The sequence below is a fragment of the Poseidonocella sp. HB161398 genome (assembly GCF_005870025.1).
In the GTDB taxonomy this organism is placed as follows: Bacteria; Pseudomonadota; Alphaproteobacteria; order Rhodobacterales; family Rhodobacteraceae; genus Mangrovicoccus.
Map to the genome: position 1 here is coordinate 92,330 of NZ_VATA01000020.1, position 22,208 is coordinate 114,537.

At 69.9% G+C, this 22,208-nt stretch carries 22 protein-coding genes and 1 tRNA gene; 16 read left to right on the forward strand and 7 right to left on the reverse strand.

From position 1 onward, the window contains the following. Positions 1-244 precede the first annotated feature (244 nt). The 8 genes from FGX59_RS17065 to FGX59_RS17100 all read left to right on the forward strand — a co-directional run bounded on the left by FGX59_RS17065 (position 245) and on the right by FGX59_RS17100 (position 9,459). Complete coding sequence (locus FGX59_RS17065) at positions 245-1,813, forward strand: extracellular solute-binding protein (RefSeq protein WP_138468347.1); 1,569 nt, start codon at positions 245-247, stop codon at positions 1,811-1,813. A 74-nt stretch (positions 1,814-1,887) separates the two neighbouring features. Beyond that, positions 1,888-2,838 carry a carbohydrate ABC transporter permease gene (locus FGX59_RS17070; RefSeq protein ID WP_138468348.1) on the forward strand — a complete coding sequence of 317 codons (951 nt, stop codon included), beginning with the start codon at positions 1,888-1,890 and terminating at the stop codon, positions 2,836-2,838. Further along, positions 2,838-3,698 (forward strand): carbohydrate ABC transporter permease, encoded by an 861-nt coding sequence (locus tag FGX59_RS17075; RefSeq protein WP_138468349.1) that lies wholly within the window; start codon positions 2,838-2,840, stop codon positions 3,696-3,698. Before FGX59_RS17070 ends, FGX59_RS17075 begins: the two co-directional genes overlap by 1 nt. Then, positions 3,695-4,786, forward strand: a complete 1,092-nt coding sequence (locus tag FGX59_RS17080) for an ABC transporter ATP-binding protein (RefSeq protein ID WP_138468350.1) — start codon at positions 3,695-3,697, stop codon at positions 4,784-4,786. Before FGX59_RS17075 ends, FGX59_RS17080 begins: the two co-directional genes overlap by 4 nt. Next, complete coding sequence (locus FGX59_RS17085) at positions 4,783-5,880, forward strand: ABC transporter ATP-binding protein (RefSeq protein ID WP_171060682.1); 1,098 nt, start codon at positions 4,783-4,785, stop codon at positions 5,878-5,880. The genes FGX59_RS17080 and FGX59_RS17085 overlap by 4 nt, the downstream gene beginning before the upstream one ends. A gap of 14 nt (positions 5,881-5,894) precedes the next feature. Beyond that, entirely contained in the window at positions 5,895-6,620 is a 726-nt protein-coding gene (locus FGX59_RS17090) for a type 1 glutamine amidotransferase (RefSeq protein ID WP_138468351.1), read from the forward strand. Positions 6,621-6,656: 36 nt separating this feature from the next. Next, positions 6,657-8,039 (forward strand): glutamine synthetase family protein, encoded by a 1,383-nt coding sequence (locus FGX59_RS17095; protein ID WP_138468352.1) that lies wholly within the window; start codon positions 6,657-6,659, stop codon positions 8,037-8,039. Then, the gene (locus tag FGX59_RS17100) at positions 8,017-9,459 is read left to right on the forward strand and encodes an amidase family protein (RefSeq protein ID WP_138468353.1); all 1,443 of its coding nucleotides are present in this window, start codon (positions 8,017-8,019) and stop codon (positions 9,457-9,459) included. Before FGX59_RS17095 ends, FGX59_RS17100 begins: the two co-directional genes overlap by 23 nt. 46 nt (positions 9,460-9,505) lie before the next feature. Here FGX59_RS17100 and FGX59_RS17105 read toward each other — a convergent pair whose 3' ends face one another. From FGX59_RS17105 to FGX59_RS17115, 3 genes are all read right to left on the reverse strand, one after another. After that, complete coding sequence (locus FGX59_RS17105; RefSeq protein ID WP_138468354.1) at positions 9,506-10,279, reverse strand: ferredoxin--NADP reductase; 774 nt, start codon at positions 10,277-10,279, stop codon at positions 9,506-9,508. 2 nt (positions 10,280-10,281) lie between these two features. Then, entirely contained in the window at positions 10,282-10,935 is a 654-nt protein-coding gene (locus FGX59_RS17110; protein WP_206078375.1) for a pyridoxamine 5'-phosphate oxidase family protein, read from the reverse strand. Between the two features lie 216 nt (positions 10,936-11,151). Continuing rightward, positions 11,152-11,227, reverse strand: a tRNA-Lys gene (locus tag FGX59_RS17115). A gap of 133 nt (positions 11,228-11,360) precedes the next feature. On the opposite strand from FGX59_RS17115, the gene dapF reads away from it, so the two are divergent. From dapF to FGX59_RS17130, 3 genes are read left to right on the forward strand one after another with little or no spacing between them, the layout of a single operon-like run. Continuing rightward, positions 11,361-12,191, forward strand: coding sequence for a diaminopimelate epimerase (dapF, locus tag FGX59_RS17120; RefSeq protein ID WP_138468356.1), 831 nt, complete (start codon positions 11,361-11,363; stop codon positions 12,189-12,191). Next, entirely contained in the window at positions 12,191-13,450 is a 1,260-nt protein-coding gene (gene mtaB, locus FGX59_RS17125) for a tRNA (N(6)-L-threonylcarbamoyladenosine(37)-C(2))-methylthiotransferase MtaB (RefSeq protein ID WP_138468357.1), read from the forward strand. The genes dapF and mtaB overlap by 1 nt, the downstream gene beginning before the upstream one ends. Beyond that, positions 13,447-14,079 carry a glutathione S-transferase gene (locus tag FGX59_RS17130; RefSeq protein ID WP_138468358.1) on the forward strand — a complete coding sequence of 211 codons (633 nt, stop codon included), beginning with the start codon at positions 13,447-13,449 and terminating at the stop codon, positions 14,077-14,079. The genes mtaB and FGX59_RS17130 overlap by 4 nt, the downstream gene beginning before the upstream one ends. A 33-nt stretch (positions 14,080-14,112) precedes the next feature. On the opposite strand, the gene FGX59_RS17135 is transcribed toward FGX59_RS17130, so the two are convergent. Then, positions 14,113-14,391 (reverse strand): glycine zipper 2TM domain-containing protein, encoded by a 279-nt coding sequence (locus FGX59_RS17135; protein WP_138468359.1) that lies wholly within the window; start codon positions 14,389-14,391, stop codon positions 14,113-14,115. 155 nt (positions 14,392-14,546) lie between these two features. On the opposite strand from FGX59_RS17135, the gene trpB reads away from it, so the two are divergent. Next, complete coding sequence (gene trpB, locus FGX59_RS17140; protein ID WP_138468360.1) at positions 14,547-15,767, forward strand: tryptophan synthase subunit beta; 1,221 nt, start codon at positions 14,547-14,549, stop codon at positions 15,765-15,767. 56 nt (positions 15,768-15,823) lie between these two features. On the opposite strand, the gene FGX59_RS17145 is transcribed toward trpB, so the two are convergent. The 3 genes from FGX59_RS17145 to hisA all read right to left on the reverse strand — a co-directional run bounded on the left by FGX59_RS17145 (position 15,824) and on the right by hisA (position 19,088). Then, positions 15,824-17,482, reverse strand: a complete 1,659-nt coding sequence (locus tag FGX59_RS17145) for an iron ABC transporter permease (RefSeq protein WP_138468361.1) — start codon at positions 17,480-17,482, stop codon at positions 15,824-15,826. Between the two features lie 80 nt (positions 17,483-17,562). Next, positions 17,563-18,294, reverse strand: coding sequence for a Hint domain-containing protein (locus FGX59_RS17150; RefSeq protein WP_171060683.1), 732 nt, complete (start codon positions 18,292-18,294; stop codon positions 17,563-17,565). Positions 18,295-18,365: 71 nt separating this feature from the next. Next, positions 18,366-19,088, reverse strand: coding sequence for a 1-(5-phosphoribosyl)-5-[(5-phosphoribosylamino)methylideneamino]imidazole-4-carboxamide isomerase (gene hisA, locus FGX59_RS17155; RefSeq protein WP_138468363.1), 723 nt, complete (start codon positions 19,086-19,088; stop codon positions 18,366-18,368). Between the two features lie 125 nt (positions 19,089-19,213). On the opposite strand from hisA, the gene FGX59_RS17160 reads away from it, so the two are divergent. From FGX59_RS17160 to FGX59_RS17175, 4 genes are all read left to right on the forward strand, one after another. Next, entirely contained in the window at positions 19,214-19,594 is a 381-nt protein-coding gene (locus FGX59_RS17160) for a DUF2147 domain-containing protein (protein WP_138468364.1), read from the forward strand. Positions 19,595-19,679: 85 nt separating this feature from the next. Beyond that, a complete protein-coding gene (locus FGX59_RS17165) occupies positions 19,680-20,585 on the forward strand; it encodes a lipid A-modifier LpxR family protein (RefSeq protein ID WP_138468365.1) in 906 nt (301 codons plus the stop codon). A gap of 197 nt (positions 20,586-20,782) precedes the next feature. Next, complete coding sequence (rpsD, locus tag FGX59_RS17170) at positions 20,783-21,403, forward strand: 30S ribosomal protein S4 (protein WP_138468366.1); 621 nt, start codon at positions 20,783-20,785, stop codon at positions 21,401-21,403. 130 nt (positions 21,404-21,533) lie between these two features. Further along, positions 21,534-22,106 (forward strand): YceI family protein, encoded by a 573-nt coding sequence (locus FGX59_RS17175; protein WP_138468367.1) that lies wholly within the window; start codon positions 21,534-21,536, stop codon positions 22,104-22,106. Positions 22,107-22,208 lie beyond the last annotated feature (102 nt).

Here is a 22,208-nt window from a genome sequence, read left to right on the forward strand (position 1 = left end):
CGGGCGCCGCGAAGCTCAAGCCAAAGCGGACCGGCGGGCCAAGTGGCCCCCCCTTTTAATCCCAAAATGGTTCTACCGGCGGCGCGGCGGCCGGTCCTAGGGTCTGTCCACGAAGAGAAAACCGGCGCTCAGCCGATCCAGATGAACCCCGGATCCGGGCCGCGGAAATGCCGTTTCCGCGAACGGGACCGGCATGTCAGACCGCCGCCCGCGGAGCCGGGCGCGACCAGCAGGGAACCGACACATGCGCAAGAACCGCAACCAGATCCTCGACACAGTCGCCAAGATGGACAGCGGCGCCATGACCCGCCGCAGCTTCATCCGGAAGATGGGTTCGCTCGGCGTGGCCGCGGGCGTCGCCAATGCCGTGGCGCTCTCGCCGTTGGGGGTCCGCAAGGCCTGGGCCGCGATCTCCGGCCCCGAGGAGCGCGCCTGGGCGCTGGCCGTGGAGATGGCCGCCAAGGCGGAGAAGAAGACGCTGACGCTGCTGATCCCCACCGGCTCGATCGGCAACATGACCCCCTATGCCGATCTGTGGAAGACCGAGCTGGGCATCGAACTGGTCTTCATCGAGGAGCCCGACGAGGTCGTCCACACCAAGGGCATGCAGGAGGCCGTCGCCAAGACCGGCAACTACGACGTGATGATGCCGACAGCGATGTCCTATCCCGACTGGATCGACTCGGGCGTGATCTACGACCTGACCGACTGGGTCGAGGCCCATGACCCCGAGATCTTCAACCCCGACTGGGGCGTGGTCTTCCCCGCCAGCCACCATGCGCAGCTCTATAACGGCCGGGTCGCGGGGCTGCTGAACGACGGCGACCAGATCACGCTCCTGTGCCGCAAGGACCATATCGAGAATGCCGGCAAGGCGAAGGCCTTCGCCGACACGTTCGGCTACGCGCTCGGCACGCCGGCCACCTGGCAGGAATACCGCGACATCGCCAGCTTCATGCACGACCCGGCAAACGGCTTCTACGGCTCGCTGGAATACCGCTCGCGCTACTACGTGAAGTGGATGTTCATGCAGCGGCTGATCTCCAAGGGGCGGCTCTATTTCGACCAGGACATGAACCCGACCTTCAACTCGCCCGAGGGGCTGGCCGCGCTCGAGGACATGCTGGAGATGAACCAGTACCTGCACCCGGATGCCTTCTCCTTCACCTGGTCGTCGAACTACAACGCCTTCGGCCGTGGCGAGGGGTTCATGAACATCGCCTGGCCCTCGGGCTTCAAATACGCGAAGGCGCCTTCCACCGGCCCGGCCACCTCGGGCAATATCGCCGCGACCGTGATGCCCGCCGACCGGCTGGCCGACGGCACGCTGCTCCATGCCGGGATGTTCTGCTGGGGCTACGGCTATGCGGTGTCGAAATACTCGGCCAATCCCGAGCTCGCCTATGCCTATGCGCAGTGGATGACCTCGCCGACGATCTCGATGGACGCGATCCCCTATCTGGGCGGCTATTCCGATCCCTACCGCGTCACCCACATGAAGGCGCCGTCGCAGCGCATGCTCGACACCTACACCCAGCCCTATCTCGACACGCTCTACGACAACATCGTCAACACGGTGCCGGATTTCTGCGTGCCGGGCGGCTTCGAGTACCAGGACGCGCTCGACAAGGAGATCCATGCCTGCATGACCGGCGAGAAGGACCCGCAGGCGGCGCTCGACGACGCCTCCCGCGCCTTCGAGCGGATCACCCGCCGCATCGGCAAGGACAAGGTGCAGCAGAGCTGGCTGGCGCTGACGCGCAACCTCGCGGAGCCGATCAAGAAGGCCTCGGGCGCCGATACCTGGCTGTGACCGCTGCGTGACCTCCGGCCGGTGCCGCCCTGGGCGGCCCGGCCCCCTTCCGGCCTCCGGACGAAAGAGCACAGATGACCGACTTCACCCATGACCCCGCCGCGCTGGCGGACCCGCCGCCGCGTCCCGCCGGGCGGCGCCAGAGGACCTCCGCAATGCGCTGGCTCGTGCTGCCGGGGCAGATCATCTCGCTTGTCGTGCTGGTCCTGCCGCTGCTGGTCGCGCTCTACATGAGCTTCACCGACTGGTCGCCGACCCGCGGCTCGCTGTGGGACGCGCGCTTTGCCGGGCTCTTCAACTACGAGGAGCTCCTCGTCTACGACACCCGCTTCGTCGAGGCGGTGATCCGCACGCTGTTCCTGGCGGTGACCTGCCTGAGCCTCGAATTCGCGCTGGGGCTGGGGCTAGCCGTGCTTTTCCTGCGCGAGTTCAAGGGCAAGTCCGTTCTCTTCTCCGCCTTCCTGACGCCGATGATGATCCTGCCGGTGGTGGTCGGCTACACCTTCTGGATGCTCTTCCAGTCGAACGGTCCGGTGAACCAGATCCTCGGGCTTTTCCTCGGGCCGGAGGCGATGCCGGAGTGGTTCCGCTCGGCGCCGCTGGCGATGATCGCGGTGATCGTCACCGAGGTCTGGCACTGGACGCCGCTGTTCTTCCTGATCCTGCTTTCGGGGCTCAATGCGGTGCCCGAGAACCCGGTGCGCGCGGCGATGATCCTCGGTGCCAGCCCGCGGCAGATCTTCTTCCGCGTGGTGCTGCCGATGCTGAAGCCGGTGATCATCGTCGCCTTCGTGATCCGCGCGATGGAGATCGCGAAGCTCTTCGACGAGGTCTTCATGCTGACCCGCGGAGGGCCGGGCTCGTCCACCGAGACGGTCAGCCTCTACATCTACAAGCTCGCCTTCAACGATTTCCAGCTGGCCTATGGCGCGGCCGCGGCCTTCCTCGTGCTGGTCGGCACGCTGGCGATCATCAACCTCATGCTGCTGCCTGTGCGCGACCAGCTCCTGAAAGGGCAGGGATGATGCAGAACCGCCCCCTCACGCCGCTTCTCGCGCTGGTCCTGGCGGCCGCGCTCGCCGTCACGCTCTTCCCGGTCTTCTGGGTGGTGATGACCTCGCTGAAGCCGCCGACCGACTGGAATGCCGCCCCCGCGATCTGGGTGCCCTCCGAGCCGACCCTGGCCAATTTCCGCACGCTCTTCGACCCGTCCGCGCTCGAGGCCTACGGGCTGAGCGGGGTCAGCCAGCCCGCCACGCCCGCGATCCTCGGCTCGCTCCTGGCGGCGGTGCTGGCGACGCTCTTGTCGATCGCGATCGGGCTGGCCTCGGCGATCGGCCTCTCGCGCTACGCGAAACTGTCGAAATGGACGCCGCTCGTCATCCTCTCGGGGCGGATGTTCCCGCCCGCGGCGATCGCCGTGCCCTTCGTCATCATGTTCTCGGCGGTGAACCTGATCGACAGCTATGCCGGGCTGATCGCGATCTATGTCGCGGTGACGCTGCCCTTCTCGACCTGGATGCTCAAGAGCTTCGTCGACGACCTGCCGCGCGAGATCGAGCAGGCGGCGATGCTCGACGGCCGCTCGCGGCTCATGGCGCATCTCCTCGTGACCATCCCGCTGATCAAGGGCGGGGTCTTTGCCACGACCATGTTCATCTTCATCCTGAACTGGTCGGAATTCATGTTCGCGCTGGTCCTGTCCTATACCAGCGTGACGACCATCCCGGTGCAGCTTGCCAAATACGTCACCGCCACGGCCGGCACGCTCTATGGCGTGCAGGCGGCGCTGGCCGTGCTGGCGATGCTGCCGCTGATCCTCGCGGGCTACGCCATCCAGGGCCATCTGGCGCGCGGCATGACCTTCGGAGCGGTAAAACGATGACCCCGAAACTGGCGCTGAAATCCGTCTCGAAACGCTATCCCGGCGCGGATGTCGCCGCGGTGGAGGGGCTCGACCTGGAGGTCGGGGCGGGCGAGACCCTGGCCCTGCTCGGCCCCTCGGGCTGCGGCAAGTCGACGACGCTGAACATGATCGTCGGGCTGGAGCATCCCAGCGGCGGCCGGATCGAGATCGACGGCCGCGACGTCACCAACATCCCGGCGGGGAAGCGCAATGTCGGGCTGGTCTTCCAGGACTACGCGGTCTTCACCTCGATGACCGTGCGGCAGAACCTGGCCTTCGGGCTCTCGGTGCGCCGCGTGGCCCGGGCCGAGATTGCCCGCGCCGTGGGCGAGGTGGCCGAACTGCTGGGCATGTCGGACCGGCTGGAGGCCCGCGCGGGCGATCTGGGCGGTTCGCAGATGCAGCGCGTCGCGATCGGCCGCACGCTGGTCACGCGCCCGGCGATCCTGCTGCTCGACGAGCCGCTCTCGAATCTCGAAAGCGCCGCGCGGCTGGCGATGCGGCGGGAATTGCGCCGCCTGCAGAAGGAGATCGGCCTGACCATCGTCTATGTCACCCATGACCAGATCGAGGCTCTGTCGCTGGCCGACCGGATCGCGGTGATGCAGGCGGGGCGGCTGCGCCAGGTGGAGGCGGCGACGCGGATCCTGTCGCGCCCGGCCCACACATTCGTCGCCTCCTTCCTTGGCGAGCCGCCGATGACGCTGCTCGCGGGCAGGCTCTCGGGCGGGGTCTTCGAGACCGGCGGGCTCTGCCTGCCGGTGCGCAGCGACCTGCCGGACGGGCGTCTGACGCTCGGGCTGCGGCCTCAGGGGCTCGTGCCCTGCGGCGCGGCGGACTCGGCGCTGGCGGGGACCGTTCTGCATGTCGAGCCGCGCGGGCCCGAGGCGGTGCTGACCGTCAATTGCGGCGGCCGCAAGGTCAAGGCCGTGGTGCCGCCCGGCGCCGCGCCCGCGCCGGGGCAGGTGATCGGCCTCGCGGTGCCGCCCGGCGCGGTCACGGCCTTCGACGGCGACACCAACCTGCGGCTCCACGGGTCGCGGATCACCCTGGGAGTGCCGGCATGAAGGACCTGCAGACGACGATCCCGGCCGTGCTGAGGCTCGACGGGCTGGAGAAGCGCTTTGGCGCGGCCGAGGCGGTCTCGGACCTGTCGCTGGAACTGCCCGCGGGCTCGATGACCGTGCTGCTCGGCGCGGCCGGGGCGGGCAAGACGACGACCCTGAAGATGATCGCCGGGCTCGAGCCCCCCGATGCCGGGCGGATCGAGATCGCCGGGCTCGACCTGACGGAGGCCGAGCCGAAGGACCGCAATGTCGCGATGATCTTCGACAATCTGGCGCTCTACCCGAACCTGACGGGCTACGGCAACATCGCCTATCCGCTGCGGGTCGCGCGGCAGGCGCCGGAGGTGGTCGACCGCAAGGTCCGCCAGCTGGCGCAGGTGCTGAAGATCGGCCATGTGCTGGAGCGGCTGCCGAAGACCATGAGCGGCGGCGAACGCCAGCGCGTGGCATTGGGCCGGGCGCTGGTGCGGGACCCGGCGCTCTTCCTGCTCGACGAGCCGCTCTCCAGCCTCGACGCGATGCTGCGGATCGAGCTGCGCGCCGAGCTGCGGCGGCTGCAGCGCGAGGCCGGGCACAGCTTCTTCCTGGCGACCCCGGATTTCTCCGAGGCGCTGGCGGTGGCCGACACGGTCGTGCTGCTGCGCGCCGGGCGCGTGGTGCAGGTCGACGCGCCGCAGCGGCTCTACGACTATCCCGCCGACATGGAGGCCGCGCGCTTCGTCGGCGCGCCGCAGATCAACCTCGTGCCTGCGCGCTTCGCCGCGGAGGGGCTGGAGCTGGCCGGGCAGCGCTTTGCCTGTCCGGGCTTCCGCGCGCCGCGCGCGGCGGCGTTCACCCTGGGCATCCGCCCCGAGGCGATCTCGGCCGTGCCCGCGGGAACGGGCATGATCGACGCCACCGTGACCGACCTGGAACCGCTCGGCCATCTGATCGCGCTCAGCGCCGCGACCGCGGCCGGCGAGATGCGTCTGACCGGCCCGGCAGAGCGCTTTGCCGCCCATGCCGAGGGCGACGCGATCGGGCTCGTCTTCGACGGCCCCGCGCTCCTGGCCTTCGATACCGCCACCGAACGACTTCTGACCGCAAGACCCTGAAAGAGGCTATCTTCATGCGAATTCTCGTTTTCCAGCACCTCCCGGTCGAACATCCCGGCACATTGCGGGAGTTCTGGACCCGCGACGGCCATGTCTGGGAGGTGGCCGAACTGGAGGAGGGGGCGCCGATCCCCGAGATGGAGGGCTTCGACCTTCTCGTCGCCATGGGCGGGCCGCAGGACCTGTGGCAGAAGGACGAGCTGCCCTGGATGCGCCCCGAGATCGCGGCGATCCGCAAATGGGTGGTGGAGTGGAAGCGGCCCTATCTGGGCATCTGCCTCGGCCACCAGCTGCTGGCCGAGGCGATCGGCGGCACGGTGGCGCCGATGGACGCGCCCGAGGTCGGGCTGGCGCAGGTCGCCAAGACCGCGGCCGGGGCGGCGGATCCGATCTTCGCGGGGCTGCCGGAGGAAATGCTGACCTTCCAGTGGCACGGGGCGGAGGCGCAGACCCTGCCCGGCGAGGCGGTGGTGCTGGCCGCGAACCCGGCCTGTCCGGCCCAGGCGATCCGCTATGGCCGCGCCGCCTACGGCTTCCAGTTCCATGTCGAGATCACGCCCTCGACGGTGGCGGACTGGCAGCAGGTCCCGGCCTATGCCGCCAGCCTGGAGACCGCGCTCGGCGCCGCGCGTGCCCGGGGGCTAGCCGCCGAGGTCGCGCCGCGCCTGCCGGAATTCCGCGCGGCCTGCGAGACCATCTACCGCAATTTCTGCGCGCTCATGGCGGCCGAGACGGCCTGAGCCCCTGCGCCAACGAAAGAGAAGAGGAAGACCGACATGGGACTGATGAGCGACCCGTCGAAATTCGATGCCGTCCCGCCCCTGCGCACCGCGACGGCGGAAGAGGCCGAGGCCTTCACCGCGCGGCTGCGCGAGGCGGGGTTCGACTACCTGCGCTTCGAGCTGGCCGACATGGCGGGGATGAGCCGCGGCAAGACCGTCCCGGTGGAGCATGTCGCGGGCTACATGCGCAAGGGGCTGAACCTCTATGGCGGCACGGTCGCGCTCGATTGCGGCTCGGTGCCGGTGCGCGGCTCGGGCTATAACGAGGAGGTCAACTACCAGGACGGGATCATGATCCCGGATGTCTCCACGCTGACCCCGGTGCCCTGGCTGGAGCGCACCGGCCGGGTTCTCTGCGACATGATGTGGTATGACGGCAAGGTGCAGCTCGCCTCGCCGCGGATGCTGCTGAAGAAGATGCTGATGATCGCCGACCAGTTGGGGTTCAAGGCGATGATGGGGCACGAATACGAATTCTACGTCGTCGATGCCGCCACGCGCGAGCCGCTGTTCCCCGGCCAGCCGATCTTCGCCACCGCGCGCACCCACCAGCATCCGGCGATCGACGACCTGATCCGCATCTGCAAGGCGCAGGGGATCGACATCATCACTTACAATGTCGAGCACGGGCCCGGCCAGGTGGAGATCAACTACGCCGCCGAGATCGGGGTCGCCGCCTCGGATACCGGCTTCGTCTTCAAGAACACGGTCAAAGAGTACCTGGCGCAGCACGGGCTGCTGGCGACCTTCATGACCAAGCCCTACAAGGGGCTCTCGGGCAGCTGCTCGCATTTCCACATCTCGCTGCTCGACAAGGAGACCGGCGCCAACGCCTTTCTCGACCTCGCCGATCCCGACGGCATGTCGGCGGTCTTCAAGAGCTTCATCCAGGGCGTGCTGGACCATGCCCGCGGCGCGATGGCGATCTGGTCGCCGACGCCGAACTGCTACCGCCGGATCCGGCCGCGCACCTATGCGCCCTCGAACATCTCCTGGGGGATCCAGGACCGCTCGGCCTCGGTGCGGGTGAAGGCCTCGAAGGACAGGGCGACCCATATGGAGGTGCGCGTGCCCTCGGCGATGGGCAATCCCTACCTGATCGCCGCCTCGACGATCGCGGCGGGGCTGCTCGGCGTGCTGCAGAAGCGCGAGCTGATGCCCGCGGGGCAGGGGCCGAAGGAGGATGACGCCTCCTATGCCAAGCTGCCCACCGAGATCCTCGACGCGCTGGAGGCGCTGGAGGCGGATACCGCGCTGTGCGAGCTGCTCGGCGAGGAGTTCGTCAAGGTCTACCAGGCGATGAAATGGCAGGAGACGATGCGCCTGCGCGACGAGATCCCGGCGGCCGAGACCGATGCATATTTCGAGCAGTACTGAGCCCGGCGCCGCGGCGGGGGACGCGCGCTTCGCCTTCGCCTCGGCGGCGGAGCTGGCCGGGGGCTATGCCGCGGGGGACGTCACCCCGGTCGAGGTGGCCGAAAGCCTGCTGGCGCGGATCGCGCGGCTGAACGGGGCGGTGAATGCGGTGATCGACCTGCGTCCGGAGCTGACCCTCGCCATGGCGCGGGCCTCGGCCGGGCGCTGGCGCGCGGGGCGGCCGCTCTCGCCGCTCGACGGGGTGCCGGCGACAATCAAGGATCTCTCCGCCGTGCAGGGCTGGCCGCGCTGGCGCGGCGGGCGGATCGCGGATGACGCGCCGATGGGCTTCGACACGCCCGCGGTGGCAAGGCTGCGCGAGGCGGGGGCGGTCTTTCTCGGCCGCACCGCCACGCCCGAGGCCGGATCGAAAGTGGTGACGCGCTCGCTGCGCTATGGCGAGACGCTGAACCCGCATGACCTGTCGCGCACCGCCGGGGGCTCCTCCGGCGGGGCGGCGGCGGCGCTGGCGATGGGCTTCGGGCCGCTGGCGCTGGGGTCGGACGGGGCGGGCTCGCTGCGCATCCCGGCGAGCCACTGCAATGTCGTCGGCGTCAAGCCGGGTTTCGGCCGGGTGCCGGCCTTCCCGCCCGATACCGACATGCCGCATTCGGTGGTCGGGCCGATGGCCCGCACCGTCGCCGATGCCGCGGCAATGCTGGAGGTCATGTCCCGCCCCGAGCCGCGCGATCCCCATGCCTGGCCGGTGCCCTTCGCGCCGCCGCGGCTCGACGGCGATCTCTCGGGGCTGCGGATCGCGGTCTCGCCCCGTCTCGGCTGCCGCGCGCCCCTGGCCGATCCGGAGGTCGACCGCCTGGTCGCGGAGGCGGCCGGCCTGGTGTCCGCCGCGGGGGCAGAGGTGGTGCAGGACGATCCCGGCTGGCAGGTCGATCCCTTCGCCCCCTTCGAGGTCTTCTGGAATGCCGCCTGCGCCGAGACCTGGCGCAATACCCCGCCGGCGGAGCGCGGGCTGCTCGATCCGCTGATCCGCGACGTGGCGGCGCTGGCCGGGGATGTAGATCTGGCCGCCTACCAGCAGGCGATTGCCGGGCGGCTGGCGGTGGCGGCGGATGCGAAGGCCTTCTTCGCCCGCCATGACCTGCTGATCGGGCCGGTGATGCCGGTCCCGGCCTATGCCGCCGGGCGCGACGTGCCCGAGGGCTTCGCCGATACCGACTGGAGCTGGTGCCCCTATACCTATCCCTGGAACATGACCGGCCAGCCCGCGCTGTCGGTGCCGGTGGGCTTCACCCGGCAGGGCCTGCCCGTCGGGGTGCAGATCATCGCCGCCATGGGGCAGGAGGCGGTGATGCTCGAGGCCGCCCGGGCGATCGAGATCGCGCGCCCGCTGCATCTGCGCCGCCCGGCCATCGCGCTCTGAAGAAGGGCGGGGGCCCCGGATCGCTCCGGGGCCCCCTTCTTCCGGGTCAGCCGTCGACGAAGGCCCGTTCGACGACATAGCTGCCCGGAACGCTGGTATTGCCCTCGGCGAAGCCCATCGGCTCCAGCAGGCGGGCGAGATCGCGGTTCAGCCCGGGACTGCCGCAGATCATGATCCGGTCGGTCTCCGCCGAGAGCGGCGGCATCCCGGCATCCCGCGCGATCTGCCCCGAGGCCAGAAGCGCCGGGATCCGGCCCTGGCGCTCGAAGGGCTCGCGCGTGACCGCGGGCAGGTAGACCAGCCCCTGCGCGATCATCTCGCCCAGCAGCGGATCGCGGGCCAGCCCGCCCGAGAGCGCGTCGCGATAGGCCAGCTCGGCGATCTGCCGCACGCCATGGACCAGCACGACCGTCTCGAAACGCTCGTAGGTCCCGGGATCGCGGATCACCGACAGGAACGGCGCGAGCCCGGTCCCCGTCGCCAGCAGGTAGAGCCTGCGCCCCGGCAGCAGGTAGTCGGTCACCAGCGTCCCGGTGGGCTTGCGCCCGACCAGGATCGCGTCGCCCGCGCCGATATGCCGGAGCCGCGAGGTCAGGGGCCCGCCGGGCACCTTGATCGACAGGAACTCCAGATGGTCGGCATGGTTGGCCGAGGCGATGGAATAGGCCCGCAGCAGCGGCCGCCCCTCGGCCATCAGCCCGATCATGGTGAAATGGCCGTTGGAGAAGCGCAGCCCCGCCGCCCGCGTGGTGGTGAAGCTGAACAGCCTGTCGGTCCAGTGGCGGACCGACAGGACCTCTTCGCGATGGAAGGCGGCCATGGTCAGTAGCGGAAGTTCTTGACGAAATCGGGCATCTCGATGCCCGCGCGCAGCTTCGGATCGGCGACCGGCGCGCCCTGGACCAGCCGCAGCGGCACATGCCCGGCCCAGCGGTCCGTGGCCAGATCCGCGTCGTCTTCCTCGGGCAGCCCGTCGGCCACCTTGGCGGAGACCTCGTCGAGCCGCATGCGGATCACCTTCGAGGCCTTCCACTCCTGGTCGGCGGGCACGCGGGCATAGTCCCACAGCCCCGGCGCCAGGCGGTCGGTGAAGGTCGAGAGCACCTCGCGCTTGGTGTCCTCGTCGACCAGCTCCGCTTCGCCGAAGGCGATGACCGAGCGGTACTGGATATTGTGGTTGAAGGAGGCGCGCGAGAACACCACCCCGTCCAGATGGGTGACGGTGAAGCAGACCTTGATGCCCTTCTGCTGGGCCTTCAGCATGCGGCTGGCCGAGGAGCCGTGCCAGTAGACATGGTCGCCGATCCGCCAGTGGCAGGTCGGGGTCACATAGGGGGCGCCGTCGATGACATAGCCGATCTGGCAGACGATGCCGGCGTCGATGATCGCGTTGATCGTGTCGCGGTCGTATTTTGCCAGCCAGTTGTAGCGGCGCAGCCGGGTCTTGTCCGTCGGGGCTTGGGGGGTGTCTGACACGGGCGGTCTCCAATCGTTTCCGGGTTCCGGCCAAGCCTTAGAACGCGGGCGGGAGCTTCCCTTAGAGCCATTTTGCAATGCGGCACGGAACCATTCCGCAGTGCGGCACGGGACCGGAACGGACTCCGCCCGGAGGCAGGGTTCGCGCTGGTTCATTGCGGAAGGATGTGCATCTGCCCGGGCGCCTCGGCGGCGCCGCCCTTCGGCGGATGTCAGTGGTGAGCCGTACAGGATTCGAACCTGTGACCCACTGATTAAAAGTCAGTTGCTCTACCAACTGAGCTAACGGCCCACTGTGTGTCCGGGCTCTCTACGGATTGCGCCGGGGGGGGTCAAGTGGCCGATCGCAGTTTTCCGCGAGTTTTTTGCGGCGCGGCATCCGCGGCCTGTGGATATTCTGCCGCAGCAGGCGTATATGCCGCCGCATGCGCGACACGACCGATAGCACATTGCCCTTCCTGAAAATGCACGGGGCCGGGAACGACTTTGTCATCATCGACAGTCGGGGCCGGTCCGCGCGCGTGACCGAGGCGCTGGCCCGCGCGGTCGGCGACCGCCATCGCGGCGTCGGATTCGACCAGCTGGCCGAGATCCGCGACGGCGAGGACAGCGACATCTGCCTCGATTTCTGGAATTCCGACGGCAGCCGCGCCGGCGCCTGCGGGAATGCGACCCGCTGCGTCGCCGATCTGGTGATGGCCGGGCTCGGCCGCGACCGGGTCAGCATCCGCACGATGCGCGGGCTCCTGCTGGCCGAGCGGCGCGACGGCGCGGTCTGGGTCAATATGGGGCCGCCGCAGCTCGACTGGCGGGACGTGCCGCTGGCGCGCGAGACCGACGTCACCGCGCTGCCCCTGGCGGGCGATCCGGTGGCGGTCGGCATGGGCAATCCCCATGCGGTGCATTTCGTCGAGGATGCCGAGGCGGTCGATCTCGAGGGGCAGGGGCCCGGCGTCGAGCATGACCCGCTCTTCCCCGAGCGCACCAATGTCGAATACGCCAGCCTGACCGGCCCGGACCATCTGCGCATGCGGGTCTGGGAACGCGGCACCGGCGTCACGCTGGCCTGCGGCTCGGGCGCCTGCGCCACCGCGGTCGCCGCCCATCTGCGCGGCCTGACCGGAAAGACCGTGACGCTCGATCTCGATGGCGGGCGGCTTGCGGTCGACTGGCGCGAGGATGGCGTCTGGCTGACCGGCCCGGTCGCCCATGTCTTCTCGGCGCAGTTCGACGCCGCCTTCCTGGAGACCGTGTGATGGACCGCTCCGTGCCGAAATTCACGACGCTGGGCTGCCGCCTCAACGCCTACGAGACCGAGGCGATGAAGGAGCTCGCCCAGGCGGCCGGGCTGGGCGAGACCGTCGTGGTCAACACCTGCGCCGTGACGGCCGAGGCGGTGCGCAAGTCCCGCCAGGAGATCCGCCGCCTGCGCCGCGAGAACCCGACCGCCAAGGTCGTGGTCACCGGCTGCGCCGTGCAGACCGACCCGGACAGCTTCTCGGCGATGGACGAGGTCGATTTCGTCGTCGGCAATACCGAGAAGATGCAGCCCGCGACCTGGCGCGGCATGACGGCCGATTTCATCGGCGAGACCGAGCGCGTGCAGGTCGACGACATCATGTCGGTGACCGAGACCGCGGGCCACCTGATCGACGGGTTCGGCACGCGGAGCCGCGCCTATGTCCAGGTCCAGAACGGCTGCGACCACCGCTGCACCTTCTGCATCATCCCCTTCGGCCGCGGCAATTCCCGCTCGGTCCCGGCGGGCGTGGTGGTCGACCAGATCCGGCGGCTGGTGGAAAAGGGCTATAACGAGGTCGTGCTGACCGGGGTCGACCTGACCTCCTGGGGCGCCGACCTGCCCGCGGGCCCGAAGCTTGGCGACCTGGTGATGCGCATCCTCAAGCTCGTGCCCGAGCTGCCGCGGCTGCGCATCTCCTCGATCGACTCGATCGAGGTCGACGAAAACCTGATGCGCGCCATCGCCGAAGAAGAGCGGCTGATGCCGCATCTGCATCTGTCGCTGCAGGCCGGGGACGACATGATCCTCAAGCGGATGAAGCGCCGCCATCTGCGCGATGACGCGATCCGCTTCTGCCAGGAGGCGCGGCGGCTGCGCCCCGACATGACCTTCGGCGCCGACATCATCGCGGGCTTCCCGACCGAGACCGAGGCGATGTTCCTCAACTCGCTGAAGCTGGTGGAGGAGTGCGACCTGACCTGGCTGCATGTCTTCCCCTATTCCCCGCGCGAGGGCACGCCCGCCGCACGCATGCCCGCGGTCGACGGCCGCGCCATCAAGGACCGGGCCGCCCGGCTGCGCGCCGCTGGCGAGGCCGCCGTCGCGCGGCATCTCGCAGCCCAGGTCGGGCGCGACCACCAGGTGCTGATGGAAAGTCCTCGGATGGGGCGCACGGCGCAATTCGCCGAGGTGCATTTCCAGTCCGACCGGCCCGAGGGGCGGATCGTGCCCGCGCGCATCACCGGAACGACGGCGGCTGGCCTGACGGCGTGACGCCGGTCCTGTGGTCTTTCCGCCGCTGCCCCTATGCGATGCGGGCGCGGCTGGCGCTGCAGGTGTCCCGCGAACCGGTCGAGCTGCGCGAGGTCCTTCTGCGCGACAAGCCCGCCGAGTTCCTCGCCGCAAGCCCCGACGGCACGGTGCCGCTCTTGCAGGACGGGCCGCGGATCGTGGCGGAAAGCCTCGACATCATGCTCTGGGCGCTCGGGCGGTCCGACCCGAAGGGCTGGCTTGCCATGCCGGAGGAGGGGCGGGCGCTGATCGCCTGCTTCGACGGGCCGTTCAAGACGGCGCTCGACCGCACGAAGTACCACAGCCGCCATCCTGGCAGCGATCCGGAGGCGACGCGCGCCGAGGCGATGGCGGTGCTGGGCGGATTGGAGGGGCGGCTCGATCCCTGGCTCTTCGGCGCGCGGCCGCGGCTGGCGGACATGGCCGTCCTGCCCTTCGTGCGGCAATTCGCGATGATCGACCGGGCGCGGTTCGACCGCGAGGCGGGGCCGGGGGTGCGGCGCTGGCTCGATCTCTTCCTCGGCCTGCCGCTCTTCGCCGCCGTCATGGCCAAGCGGGCGCCCTGGGCGCCGGGGCAGGCGGCGTGCCGCATGCCCTTCGCGGCGCCCTGAGACAGGCCGGGCGCCGCGCCCGGCCGCAGGCGCTTACTGGCAGGGCGCCTTGTAGTAGGTGCCGTCGCCATTGGCGAAATAGCATTCCTGGGTCTCGCTGTTGCGGGCGACCATCGCCCCGGCAGCGGCACCGGCCAGCGCGCCGGCCGCGGTCCATCCGCTATTGGCGCCGAGCAGCGTGGCGATGACGGCACCGCCGACGGCGCCCGCGCCCGCGCCCATCACTTGCGCGCCCTGCTCGTTGGTCATGTTCTCGCAGGCGGACAGCGCGAGCGCCCCGGCCAGGAGGGCGGCGGTGATCTTGGTCTTCATCGGAGGTCTCCTCGACTTTCACATGCGGGTGAGTCTAGGGCGATTGCCCTGTCCGGGAAAGGCGGCGTCTTCGCCGCAGAGCGGAAACCGGCCCATCCCCATTGACCCCGCGGCCCGTTCGCTGTTCAAGCAGCCCGTGCGAGAGGAGATGTCCCATGCCCGACGACCTGATCAACAGCTTCCTGACCGGTCCCGACGAGAACGGCCGTTTCGGCGATTTCGGCGGCCGCTTCGTCTCGGAAACCCTGATGCCGCTGATCCTGGAGCTGGAGAAGCAGTACGACTTCGCCAAGACCGATCCGGAATTCTGGGCGGAGATGGACTATCTGTGGAAGCACTATGTCGGCCGCCCCAGCCCGCTCTATTTCGCCGAGCGGCTGACCGACTACTGCGGCGGCGCCAAGATCTACCTCAAGCGCGACGAGCTGAACCATACCGGCGCGCACAAGATCAACAACGTGCTCGGCCAGATCATCCTCGCGCGGCGCATGGGCAAGACCCGGATCATCGCCGAGACCGGCGCGGGCCAGCACGGCGTGGCCACCGCCACCGTCTGCGCCAAGTTCGGGCTGAAATGCGTCGTCTACATGGGCGCGCATGACGTCGAGCGGCAGAAGCCGAACGTGTTCCGCATGAAGCTGCTCGGCGCCGAAGTGGTGCCGGTGACCTCGGGGCGCGGCACGCTGAAGGACGCGATGAACGACGCGCTGCGCGACTGGGTGACCAATGTGCGCGACACCTTCTACTGCATCGGCACCGTGGCGGGTCCGCATCCCTATCCGGCCATGGTCCGCGACTTCCAGGCGATCATCGGCAAGGAAGCGAAAGAGCAGATGATGGAGCAGGAAGGCCGGCTGCCCGACACGCTGGTCGCGGCGATCGGCGGCGGCTCGAACGCGATGGGCCTGTTCTACCCGTTCCTCGACGACAAGGACGTGCAGATCATCGGCGTCGAGGCCGGCGGCAAGGGCGTCGACGAGAAGATGGAGCACTGCGCCTCGCTGACCGGCGGGCGCCCGGGCGTGCTGCACGGCAACCGCACCTACCTTCTGCAGGACGATGACGGCCAGATCCTCGAGGGCTACTCGATCTCGGCCGGGCTCGACTATCCCGGGATCGGGCCGGAGCATTCCTGGCTGCACGACACCGGCCGGGCGAAATACGTCTCGATCACCGACAAGGAGGCGCTCGCGGCCTTCCAGGTCTGCTGCGCGCAGGAGGGGATCATCCCCGCGCTGGAACCCAGCCATGCGCTTGGCCATGTGCTGAAGATCGCGCCGGAGCTGCCGAAGGACCATATCATCTGCATGAACATGTGCGGCCGGGGCGACAAGGACATCTTCGCCGTGGCCCAGCATCTGGGCGTCGAGATGTAGGACCCTGTCGGGGGCGGAATTTCCAAGGCCGGGCGCAATGCCCGGCCTTTCGCGTTTCAGCGGTTGGCGCGCGCCAGCAGCACCACCGCGACCAGCCCGACGAGGATGATCAGCATCGAGGGCGGGGCGGCGTCGCCGATCCGCTCCAGCGAGGCCTGGCCGTAGACCCGGGTGGCGAGCGTGTCGAAATTGAACGGCCGCAGCAGCAGCGTCGCGGGCAGTTCCTTCACCCCGTCGACGAAGACGAGGAGCAGCGCGGTGCCGACCGAGCCGCGGATCATCGGCAGGTGCACCGTCCGCAGCGTCCCCGAGGGCGTCCGCCCCAGCGAGCGCGCGGCCATCGGCAGGCTCGGCGGGATGCGGCCCATGGCGCTGTCCGCCGCGCCCTGGCCGATCGCGAAGAAGCGCACCATGTAGGCCAGGATCACCGCCGCCGAGGAGCCGGTCAGCAGCATCCCGGCATTGATCCCGACCAGCTCCAGCCCGTCGGCGATCCGGTGGTCGAGCGCCGCCATCGGCAGCAGCAGCCCCAGCCCCAGCACCGCGCCAGGCGCGGCATAGCCGAGCGCCGTCACCGGCAGCAGGAGGCGCATCGCCTTCGACCCGGTCAGCCGCACGCCATAGACCAGCACCAGGCTCAGCGCGATGGTCAGGCAGGCCGCGATCCCGGCGGTGAAGAGCGTGTTGATCCCCGCCCGGATCAGCCGCGGGTCGAGCCATTCCCCGGCATTCTCCAGCGCCAGCGAGGCGATGATCCCGCCGGGCAGCACGAAGCCGAGCGCGAAGGGCAGGAGGCAGGCCGCCGTCGCCGCCCAGGCGGGCCAGCCCGAGAGCCGGATCGGATTGGGCTTCGACAGCCGCTTGGCATGGGCATAGACCTGCGCGCGGCGGCGGCTGATCCGCTCGGCCGAGGCCAGCACCAGCACGAGGCCGAGGCAGACCAGCGCGATCTGCGCCGCGCCCGCGGCCGAGCCGCCCTCGAGCCAGGTGGTGAAGATGCCGGTGGTCAGGGTCTGCACCGCGAAGAAGTCGACCACGCCGAAATCCGCCCCGGTCTCCATCATCACGATGGCGATGCCGGCGGCAGCGGCGGGGCGGATCAGCGGCAGCCCGACGCGCAGGAACCGCGCCAGGTGCCCCGCGCCGAGCGCGCGGGCGACATCGAAGCTCGAGGCCGAATGCTCGCGCAGCGCCGAGCGGCTGAGCAGGTAGACATAGGGGAAGAGCGAGGCCGAGAGCACCAGGATCGCCGCCCAGCGGGAGCGGATCTCGGGGAACCAGTAGTCGCGGGCGCTCTGCCAGCCGAAGAGGGCGCGCAGCCCGGTCTGCACCGGCCCGGCATATTCCAGGAAATCGGTCAGCGCATAGGCGCCGATATAGGCCGGGATCGCCATCGGCAGGAGCAGTGCCCAGCGGAGCCAGCGCACGCCGGGGAAGGCGTACATCGTCACCAGCCAGGCGGTGGCGGTGCCGGTCACCCCTGCGGCCAGCCCGACCGAGCCCATCAGCAAAAGCGTGTTGCCCAGGTAGCGCGGCAGGGTCGTCGCCGCCAGATGTGCCCAGACCCCGTCGGAATTGCCGACGGCCAGCCAGACCACGGTCGCCAGCGGCAGGATCACGAAGGCAGCGATCAACAGGGTGAGCACCAGCCAGGGGACCCGGCCCAGCCGGAGGCCCTGGAAGGCGGAAGCGGGTTCGGGCGCGGTTTCGGTCATGTTCGGCACCAGGCTGCTGGACGGGGATCCCTCGCGGGACAGGGATCCCTAGCGCCTTGCGTGCCAATTTGCAAAATGTCCTAGCCGCGCAGCCCTTGCGGCCTGTTGCGCCGGGACTGGGTCTGCAGCGCGGGCGCGCCGCGGCCGGGACGGCGGGCGCAGAGCTCTGCCCAGAGGCGCCGCGCCTCGGCCAGGGCCGGGGCGGGCAGCGGCGGTCCGGCCTGCGCGACCGGCAGCCCGTCGAGCCGCACCGGCAGTGCGCCGCCGGCATCGCGCGCCTCGGCGCCCGGCAGGCTCTCGCTGGCGCAGCCCTCGGCCAGCAGCAGCGCGTGATGCGGCAGCAGGAGCTGCAGGAAGGTCCAGCCGCGGTTGGGCGGCAGCGCGCTGATGCCGCGGCCGTCGGCAAGGGCGAGGGCGGGGAATAGCACCGTCGCCGAGCGGCAGTGCCGCAACAGCGCCGGATGGCTCAGCGCCAGCCGGTGCTCGGGCGCGACGACGAGGTCGCGCCGCGGCAGGCCCGGCCCCAGCGCGCCGCGCCGGATCCGCACGGGACGGCGGTCGGGCGCGGCCTCGAGCTCTTCGCGGGAGATGCGGCTGCGGCCGATCCAGAGGATCTCCTGCGGTCCGCGGTCCTGGGTCTCGACCATTTCGCCGATCCGCAGGTCGCGCAGCAGCCGCGGTCCGGCCGGGGTCTCGATTCTCGTGTCCCGGGCGAGGCGGCCGCCGGGCCCGGCGAGGGCTGCCGCGTGCAGGCCGGCCATGTGGGAAACGGGGTCGGGCCGCAATGCGGCCACGCTCTGGTCAACTGCCATCGGGCTCCTCCTCGAACCTGCCTGTTCTGGAGGAGCCATGGTTTCGCCGGCGTTAAGCCTGGCGCGGTTTCTCAGCCCGCCAGCGCGTCGAGCGCGGCGCGCAGGTCGAGCGCCCCGTCATAGAGCGCCCGCCCCGAGATCGCCCCGTCGAGCGTCACGCCGCAGTCGCGCAGCGCGATCAGGTCGTCGAGCGAGGACACCCCGCCCGAGGCGATGACCGGGATCGACACGGCGCGCGCCAGCGCGGCGGTCGCCTCGATATTCGGCCCCTGCATCGCGCCGTCGCGGTTGATGTCGGTATAGATGATCGCCGCGATGCCCGCGTCCTCGAATTCCCGGGCAAGATCGGTCACTTCGATCTCGGTCTCCTCGGCCCAGCCGCGGGTCGCGACCTTGCCGTTCCGGGCATCGAGCCCGACTGCGACCTGCCCGGGGAAGGCCTTCGCCGCCTCGCGCACCAGCGCCGGGTTCTCCACCGCCACGGTGCCGAGGATGACCCGCGCCAGGCCCTTCTCCAGCCAGGTGCCGATCGTCTTCATGTCGCGGATGCCGCCGCCGAGCTGGGCGGGCACCTTGCACGCGGCGAGGATCGCCTCGACCGGCGCGGCATTGACCGGCTCGCCGGCGAAGGCGCCGTTGAGATCGACCAGATGCAGCCATTCGCAGCCCGCCTCGACGAAGGCGCGGGCCTGCGCGGCCGGGTCGTCGTTGAACACGGTGGCCTGCTCCATGTCGCCCTTGAAAAGCCGGACGCAGGCGCCGTCCTTCAGGTCGATGGCGGGATAGAGGATCATGGTCGGGTCCCTTTCGCGATATCCGCGCCCCCATGCCATGTCCGGCCCGCGAAGCCAAGCGACGCGAGGTTGTACTTGACCGGCGCCGCGGGCGCAGGCGTGCTGGAGCGCGGGAGGAGACATCGATGAAGTACCTGATCTGCGCCGCGCTGGTCGCGGCGGGGCCTCTGCTTGCCGATCCGGCAGAGGGGCTGTGGAAGACCGAGCCGGGCAGGGACGGCACGTTCGGCCATGTGAGCATCGCGGCCTGCGGCGCGGCGCTCTGCGGCACGCTGAAGGAGGCGTTCAACGCCGATGGCAGCCATCGCGACTCGGGCGCCGTGGGCAAGCCGATCGTCTGGGACATGCGCCCGGAGGGCGGAGGCCAGTACGATCACGGCCGGATCTGGGATCCGCAGCGGGACAAGACCTTCCGCTCGAAGATGGTGCTGGAGGGCGACCGGCTGGATGTCTCGGGCTGCGTCGGGCCGTTCTGCGTCGCCCAGACCTGGCAGCGACTGAACTGACCGGGGGCGGCTTAACCATGCGGAAAGAGTCGCCGTCCCAGGATGCGGCAGCCGCAGAAAGGCGGTGCATCAGCGGGAACACGCAATGGGACTCTTCTGGCTCTGGCTTCTCGGCCTCGCGATGGCGGCCGGGCCCGCGCCGGCCTGGGAACGGCTCGGCATGGCGCGGCTCCATACCAACGGCGCCTTTACCAACGACGTCTTCGGCGACCGCCATGACCGATGGCACGGCAGCAGCTACCGGGCGGGGCTCCTGCCGTCGCCGGGGCAGGGCGGGCCCGACATGGTGGAGCTGCGATTCTTCACCGGGGCGCTGACCCCGGCCAGCCTGGCCGGTCCCGATCCCTCCGGCCGCCCTCTGGCCGGGGATGCGGGGCCGGGGATGCGCGGCTATCTCCTGGGTCCAAAGGGCAGTCTGGAGGCGGGGCTCGACCTGGCCGCCGCCGGGCCGCAGACCCGCTATCCCGAGATCCCGCCGCGGCTGCGCTCGCCGGGGGAGGATCCCGGCCCGGCGCTGGAGGACGGGCAGATCGGCGATGCGCTGAACCCGACCCTTGTGCTGGCGGCGACGCGGCGGCTGCCCGCGGCGGAGCGCGCGCCCTACCGGGCCCTGGCCAGCCTGCAGCTCCAGGCCGGGTCGCAGACGCAGTTCCGGCTCGGCGGCGATCTGGTGCTGGGGTCCGCGGGGGGCGGTGCGCTGCCGCTGCGCGCCGCCGCCGCAGGCGACCTGATTCCGGTCTCCCGCCAGCAGGCCGAGGGCGGCGGGCCGGTGCCCGGCGCGGATGCGTCCCATGTGCTGCGCTCGGCCCGCCCGCCGCAGGACCGCGGCTACCGGCCGGCGGACCTCCGCCACCGCGCGCGGATCGGCGGACTCTGGCGCTGGGGGCAGGGGCGGCAGGTCTTCTATGGGGTCGTCTTTCTGGACGAGGAATTCGGGGAACAGCCCGAGGCGCAGATGGTCGGCACGGTGCATGTAAATTGGCGGTTCTGACCGGGCTTGGCGCTTGACTCCCCGCGGGCCTGCCGCTAAAGCGCGCCATCCCGGCAGAGCTGCCGGGTCTTTGGTGTTGGTGGCCCCCGCAAGGGGATGCCTGTCGGCCCGTCTTCCTGCAAACCCGGGAGGCGCGGCGGAGGACAACGCCCTTCGACAATCCGCCCCCTCGCGGGGGCACCAGAAGGAGACCAGCCGTGACCAAACGCACGTCTGCCAAGTACAAGATCGACCGCCGCATGGGCGAGAACATCTGGGGCCGTCCGAAGTCCCCGGTCAACCGCCGCGAATACGGCCCCGGCCAGCACGGCCAGCGCCGCAAGGGCAAGATGTCCGACTTCGGCCTGCAGCTGCGCGCCAAGCAGAAGCTGAAAGGCTACTACGGCGACCTGACCGAGAAGCAGTTCCGCCGCATCTACGCCGAAGCCGAGCGCGTCAAGGGCGACACCGGCGAGAACCTGATCGGCCTGCTGGAGCGCCGCCTGGACGCCGTCGTCTACCGCGCCAAGTTCGTGCCGACCGTCTTCGCCGCCCGCCAGTTCGTGAACCACGGCCATGTGGAAGTGAACGGCAAGCGCGTCAATATCCCGTCCTACCGCGTGAAGGAAGGCGACGTGATCACCGTGCGCGAGAAGTCGCGCCAGCTCGCCGTCCTGCTCGAGGCCGTCCAGCTCTCCGAGCGCGACGTTCCGGACTACATCGAGGCCGACCACTCCAAGATGACCGCCACCTTCGTGCGCGCTCCGGGCCTGGCCGACGTGCCGTACCCGGTCATCATGGAACCGAACCTCGTCATCGAATACTACGCGCAGAACTGATCCGGTTCTCCGCGATGACCTTCGGCGCCGCGTCCTTCCCGGACGCGGCGCTTTGCGTTTCGCGATAGGCAGGCGATGGGGTAGATCTCGGGTGTGCGCCGAATTCCGCGCTCCACCGAAAGGCAACTCCATGACACCGTTTTCCGCAGTCCTTTCCGCCGCGCTGCTGCTGCCCTGCGCCGTCTTCGCCTGGGATCTCGACCCGGACGCCTCGGCGGTCAGCTATGTCAGCATGAAGAACGGCGACGTCGCCGAGGCTAACAGCTTCTCCAGCCTCTCGGGCAGCGTCTCCGAGACCGGCACGGTCACCGTCGACATCAATCTGGCCTCGGTCGAGACCGGCATCGACATCCGCAACCAGCGCGTGCGCGACTTGCTGTTCAAGGTCGATGTCTTCCCCAAGGCGACGGTGACGGCCGAGGTCGATCTCGAGGCGCTCGGCCAGATCGCCCCCGGCGCGGCCGCCAAGATGGAGCTGCCGCTGTCGCTTTCGGTCAACGGCACCGGATCGGACTACGCGTCGAGCGTGCTCGTCACCCGGGCGGGCGAGGACCGCGTCGTCGTCGCCTCGCTGGCGCCGGTGATCGTCGATGCCGGGGAGCTCGATTTCCCCGAGGGACTGGCCAAGCTGCGCGAGCTGGCCGGGCTCGACTCGATCCAGCCGGTGGTTCCGGTCTCCTTCGTGCTCAGCTTCACCCGCTAGCGCCGCCCCGGCACCGGGCCTGGCGCCGGAAAACGCCGATTCCGTCCCGGCCGGCCGCGCTTCGGGCGCGGTTGGCACTGGCCTTGGCGCGCGGCGGCGGCT

Excerpts from the sequence above, each read along its gene's own strand:
- mtaB (WP_138468357.1), top strand. The coding sequence starts at position 12,191 with ATGGACCGCTCCGTGCCGAAATTCACGACGCTGGGCTGCCGCCTCAAC.
- FGX59_RS17085 (WP_171060682.1), top strand. The coding sequence starts at position 4,783 with ATGAAGGACCTGCAGACGACGATCCCGGCCGTGCTGAGGCTCGACGGG.
- FGX59_RS17135 (WP_138468359.1), bottom strand. The coding sequence starts at position 14,391 with ATGAAGACCAAGATCACCGCCGCCCTCCTGGCCGGGGCGCTCGCGCTG.
- FGX59_RS17100 (WP_138468353.1), top strand. The coding sequence starts at position 8,017 with ATGCATATTTCGAGCAGTACTGAGCCCGGCGCCGCGGCGGGGGACGCG.
- FGX59_RS17080 (WP_138468350.1), top strand. The coding sequence starts at position 3,695 with ATGACCCCGAAACTGGCGCTGAAATCCGTCTCGAAACGCTATCCCGGC.
- FGX59_RS17145 (WP_138468361.1), bottom strand. The coding sequence starts at position 17,482 with ATGACCGAAACCGCGCCCGAACCCGCTTCCGCCTTCCAGGGCCTCCGG.
- FGX59_RS17150 (WP_171060683.1), bottom strand. The coding sequence starts at position 18,294 with ATGGCAGTTGACCAGAGCGTGGCCGCATTGCGGCCCGACCCCGTTTCC.
- trpB (WP_138468360.1), top strand. The coding sequence starts at position 14,547 with ATGCCCGACGACCTGATCAACAGCTTCCTGACCGGTCCCGACGAGAAC.
- FGX59_RS17165 (WP_138468365.1), top strand. The coding sequence starts at position 19,680 with ATGGGACTCTTCTGGCTCTGGCTTCTCGGCCTCGCGATGGCGGCCGGG.
- FGX59_RS17175 (WP_138468367.1), top strand. The coding sequence starts at position 21,534 with ATGACACCGTTTTCCGCAGTCCTTTCCGCCGCGCTGCTGCTGCCCTGC.
- FGX59_RS17070 (WP_138468348.1), top strand. The coding sequence starts at position 1,888 with ATGACCGACTTCACCCATGACCCCGCCGCGCTGGCGGACCCGCCGCCG.
- FGX59_RS17095 (WP_138468352.1), top strand. The coding sequence starts at position 6,657 with ATGGGACTGATGAGCGACCCGTCGAAATTCGATGCCGTCCCGCCCCTG.
- FGX59_RS17090 (WP_138468351.1), top strand. The coding sequence starts at position 5,895 with ATGCGAATTCTCGTTTTCCAGCACCTCCCGGTCGAACATCCCGGCACA.
- dapF (WP_138468356.1), top strand. The coding sequence starts at position 11,361 with ATGCGCGACACGACCGATAGCACATTGCCCTTCCTGAAAATGCACGGG.
- hisA (WP_138468363.1), bottom strand. The coding sequence starts at position 19,088 with ATGATCCTCTATCCCGCCATCGACCTGAAGGACGGCGCCTGCGTCCGG.
- FGX59_RS17160 (WP_138468364.1), top strand. The coding sequence starts at position 19,214 with ATGAAGTACCTGATCTGCGCCGCGCTGGTCGCGGCGGGGCCTCTGCTT.
- FGX59_RS17075 (WP_138468349.1), top strand. The coding sequence starts at position 2,838 with ATGCAGAACCGCCCCCTCACGCCGCTTCTCGCGCTGGTCCTGGCGGCC.
- FGX59_RS17065 (WP_138468347.1), top strand. The coding sequence starts at position 245 with ATGCGCAAGAACCGCAACCAGATCCTCGACACAGTCGCCAAGATGGAC.
- FGX59_RS17105 (WP_138468354.1), bottom strand. The coding sequence starts at position 10,279 with ATGGCCGCCTTCCATCGCGAAGAGGTCCTGTCGGTCCGCCACTGGACC.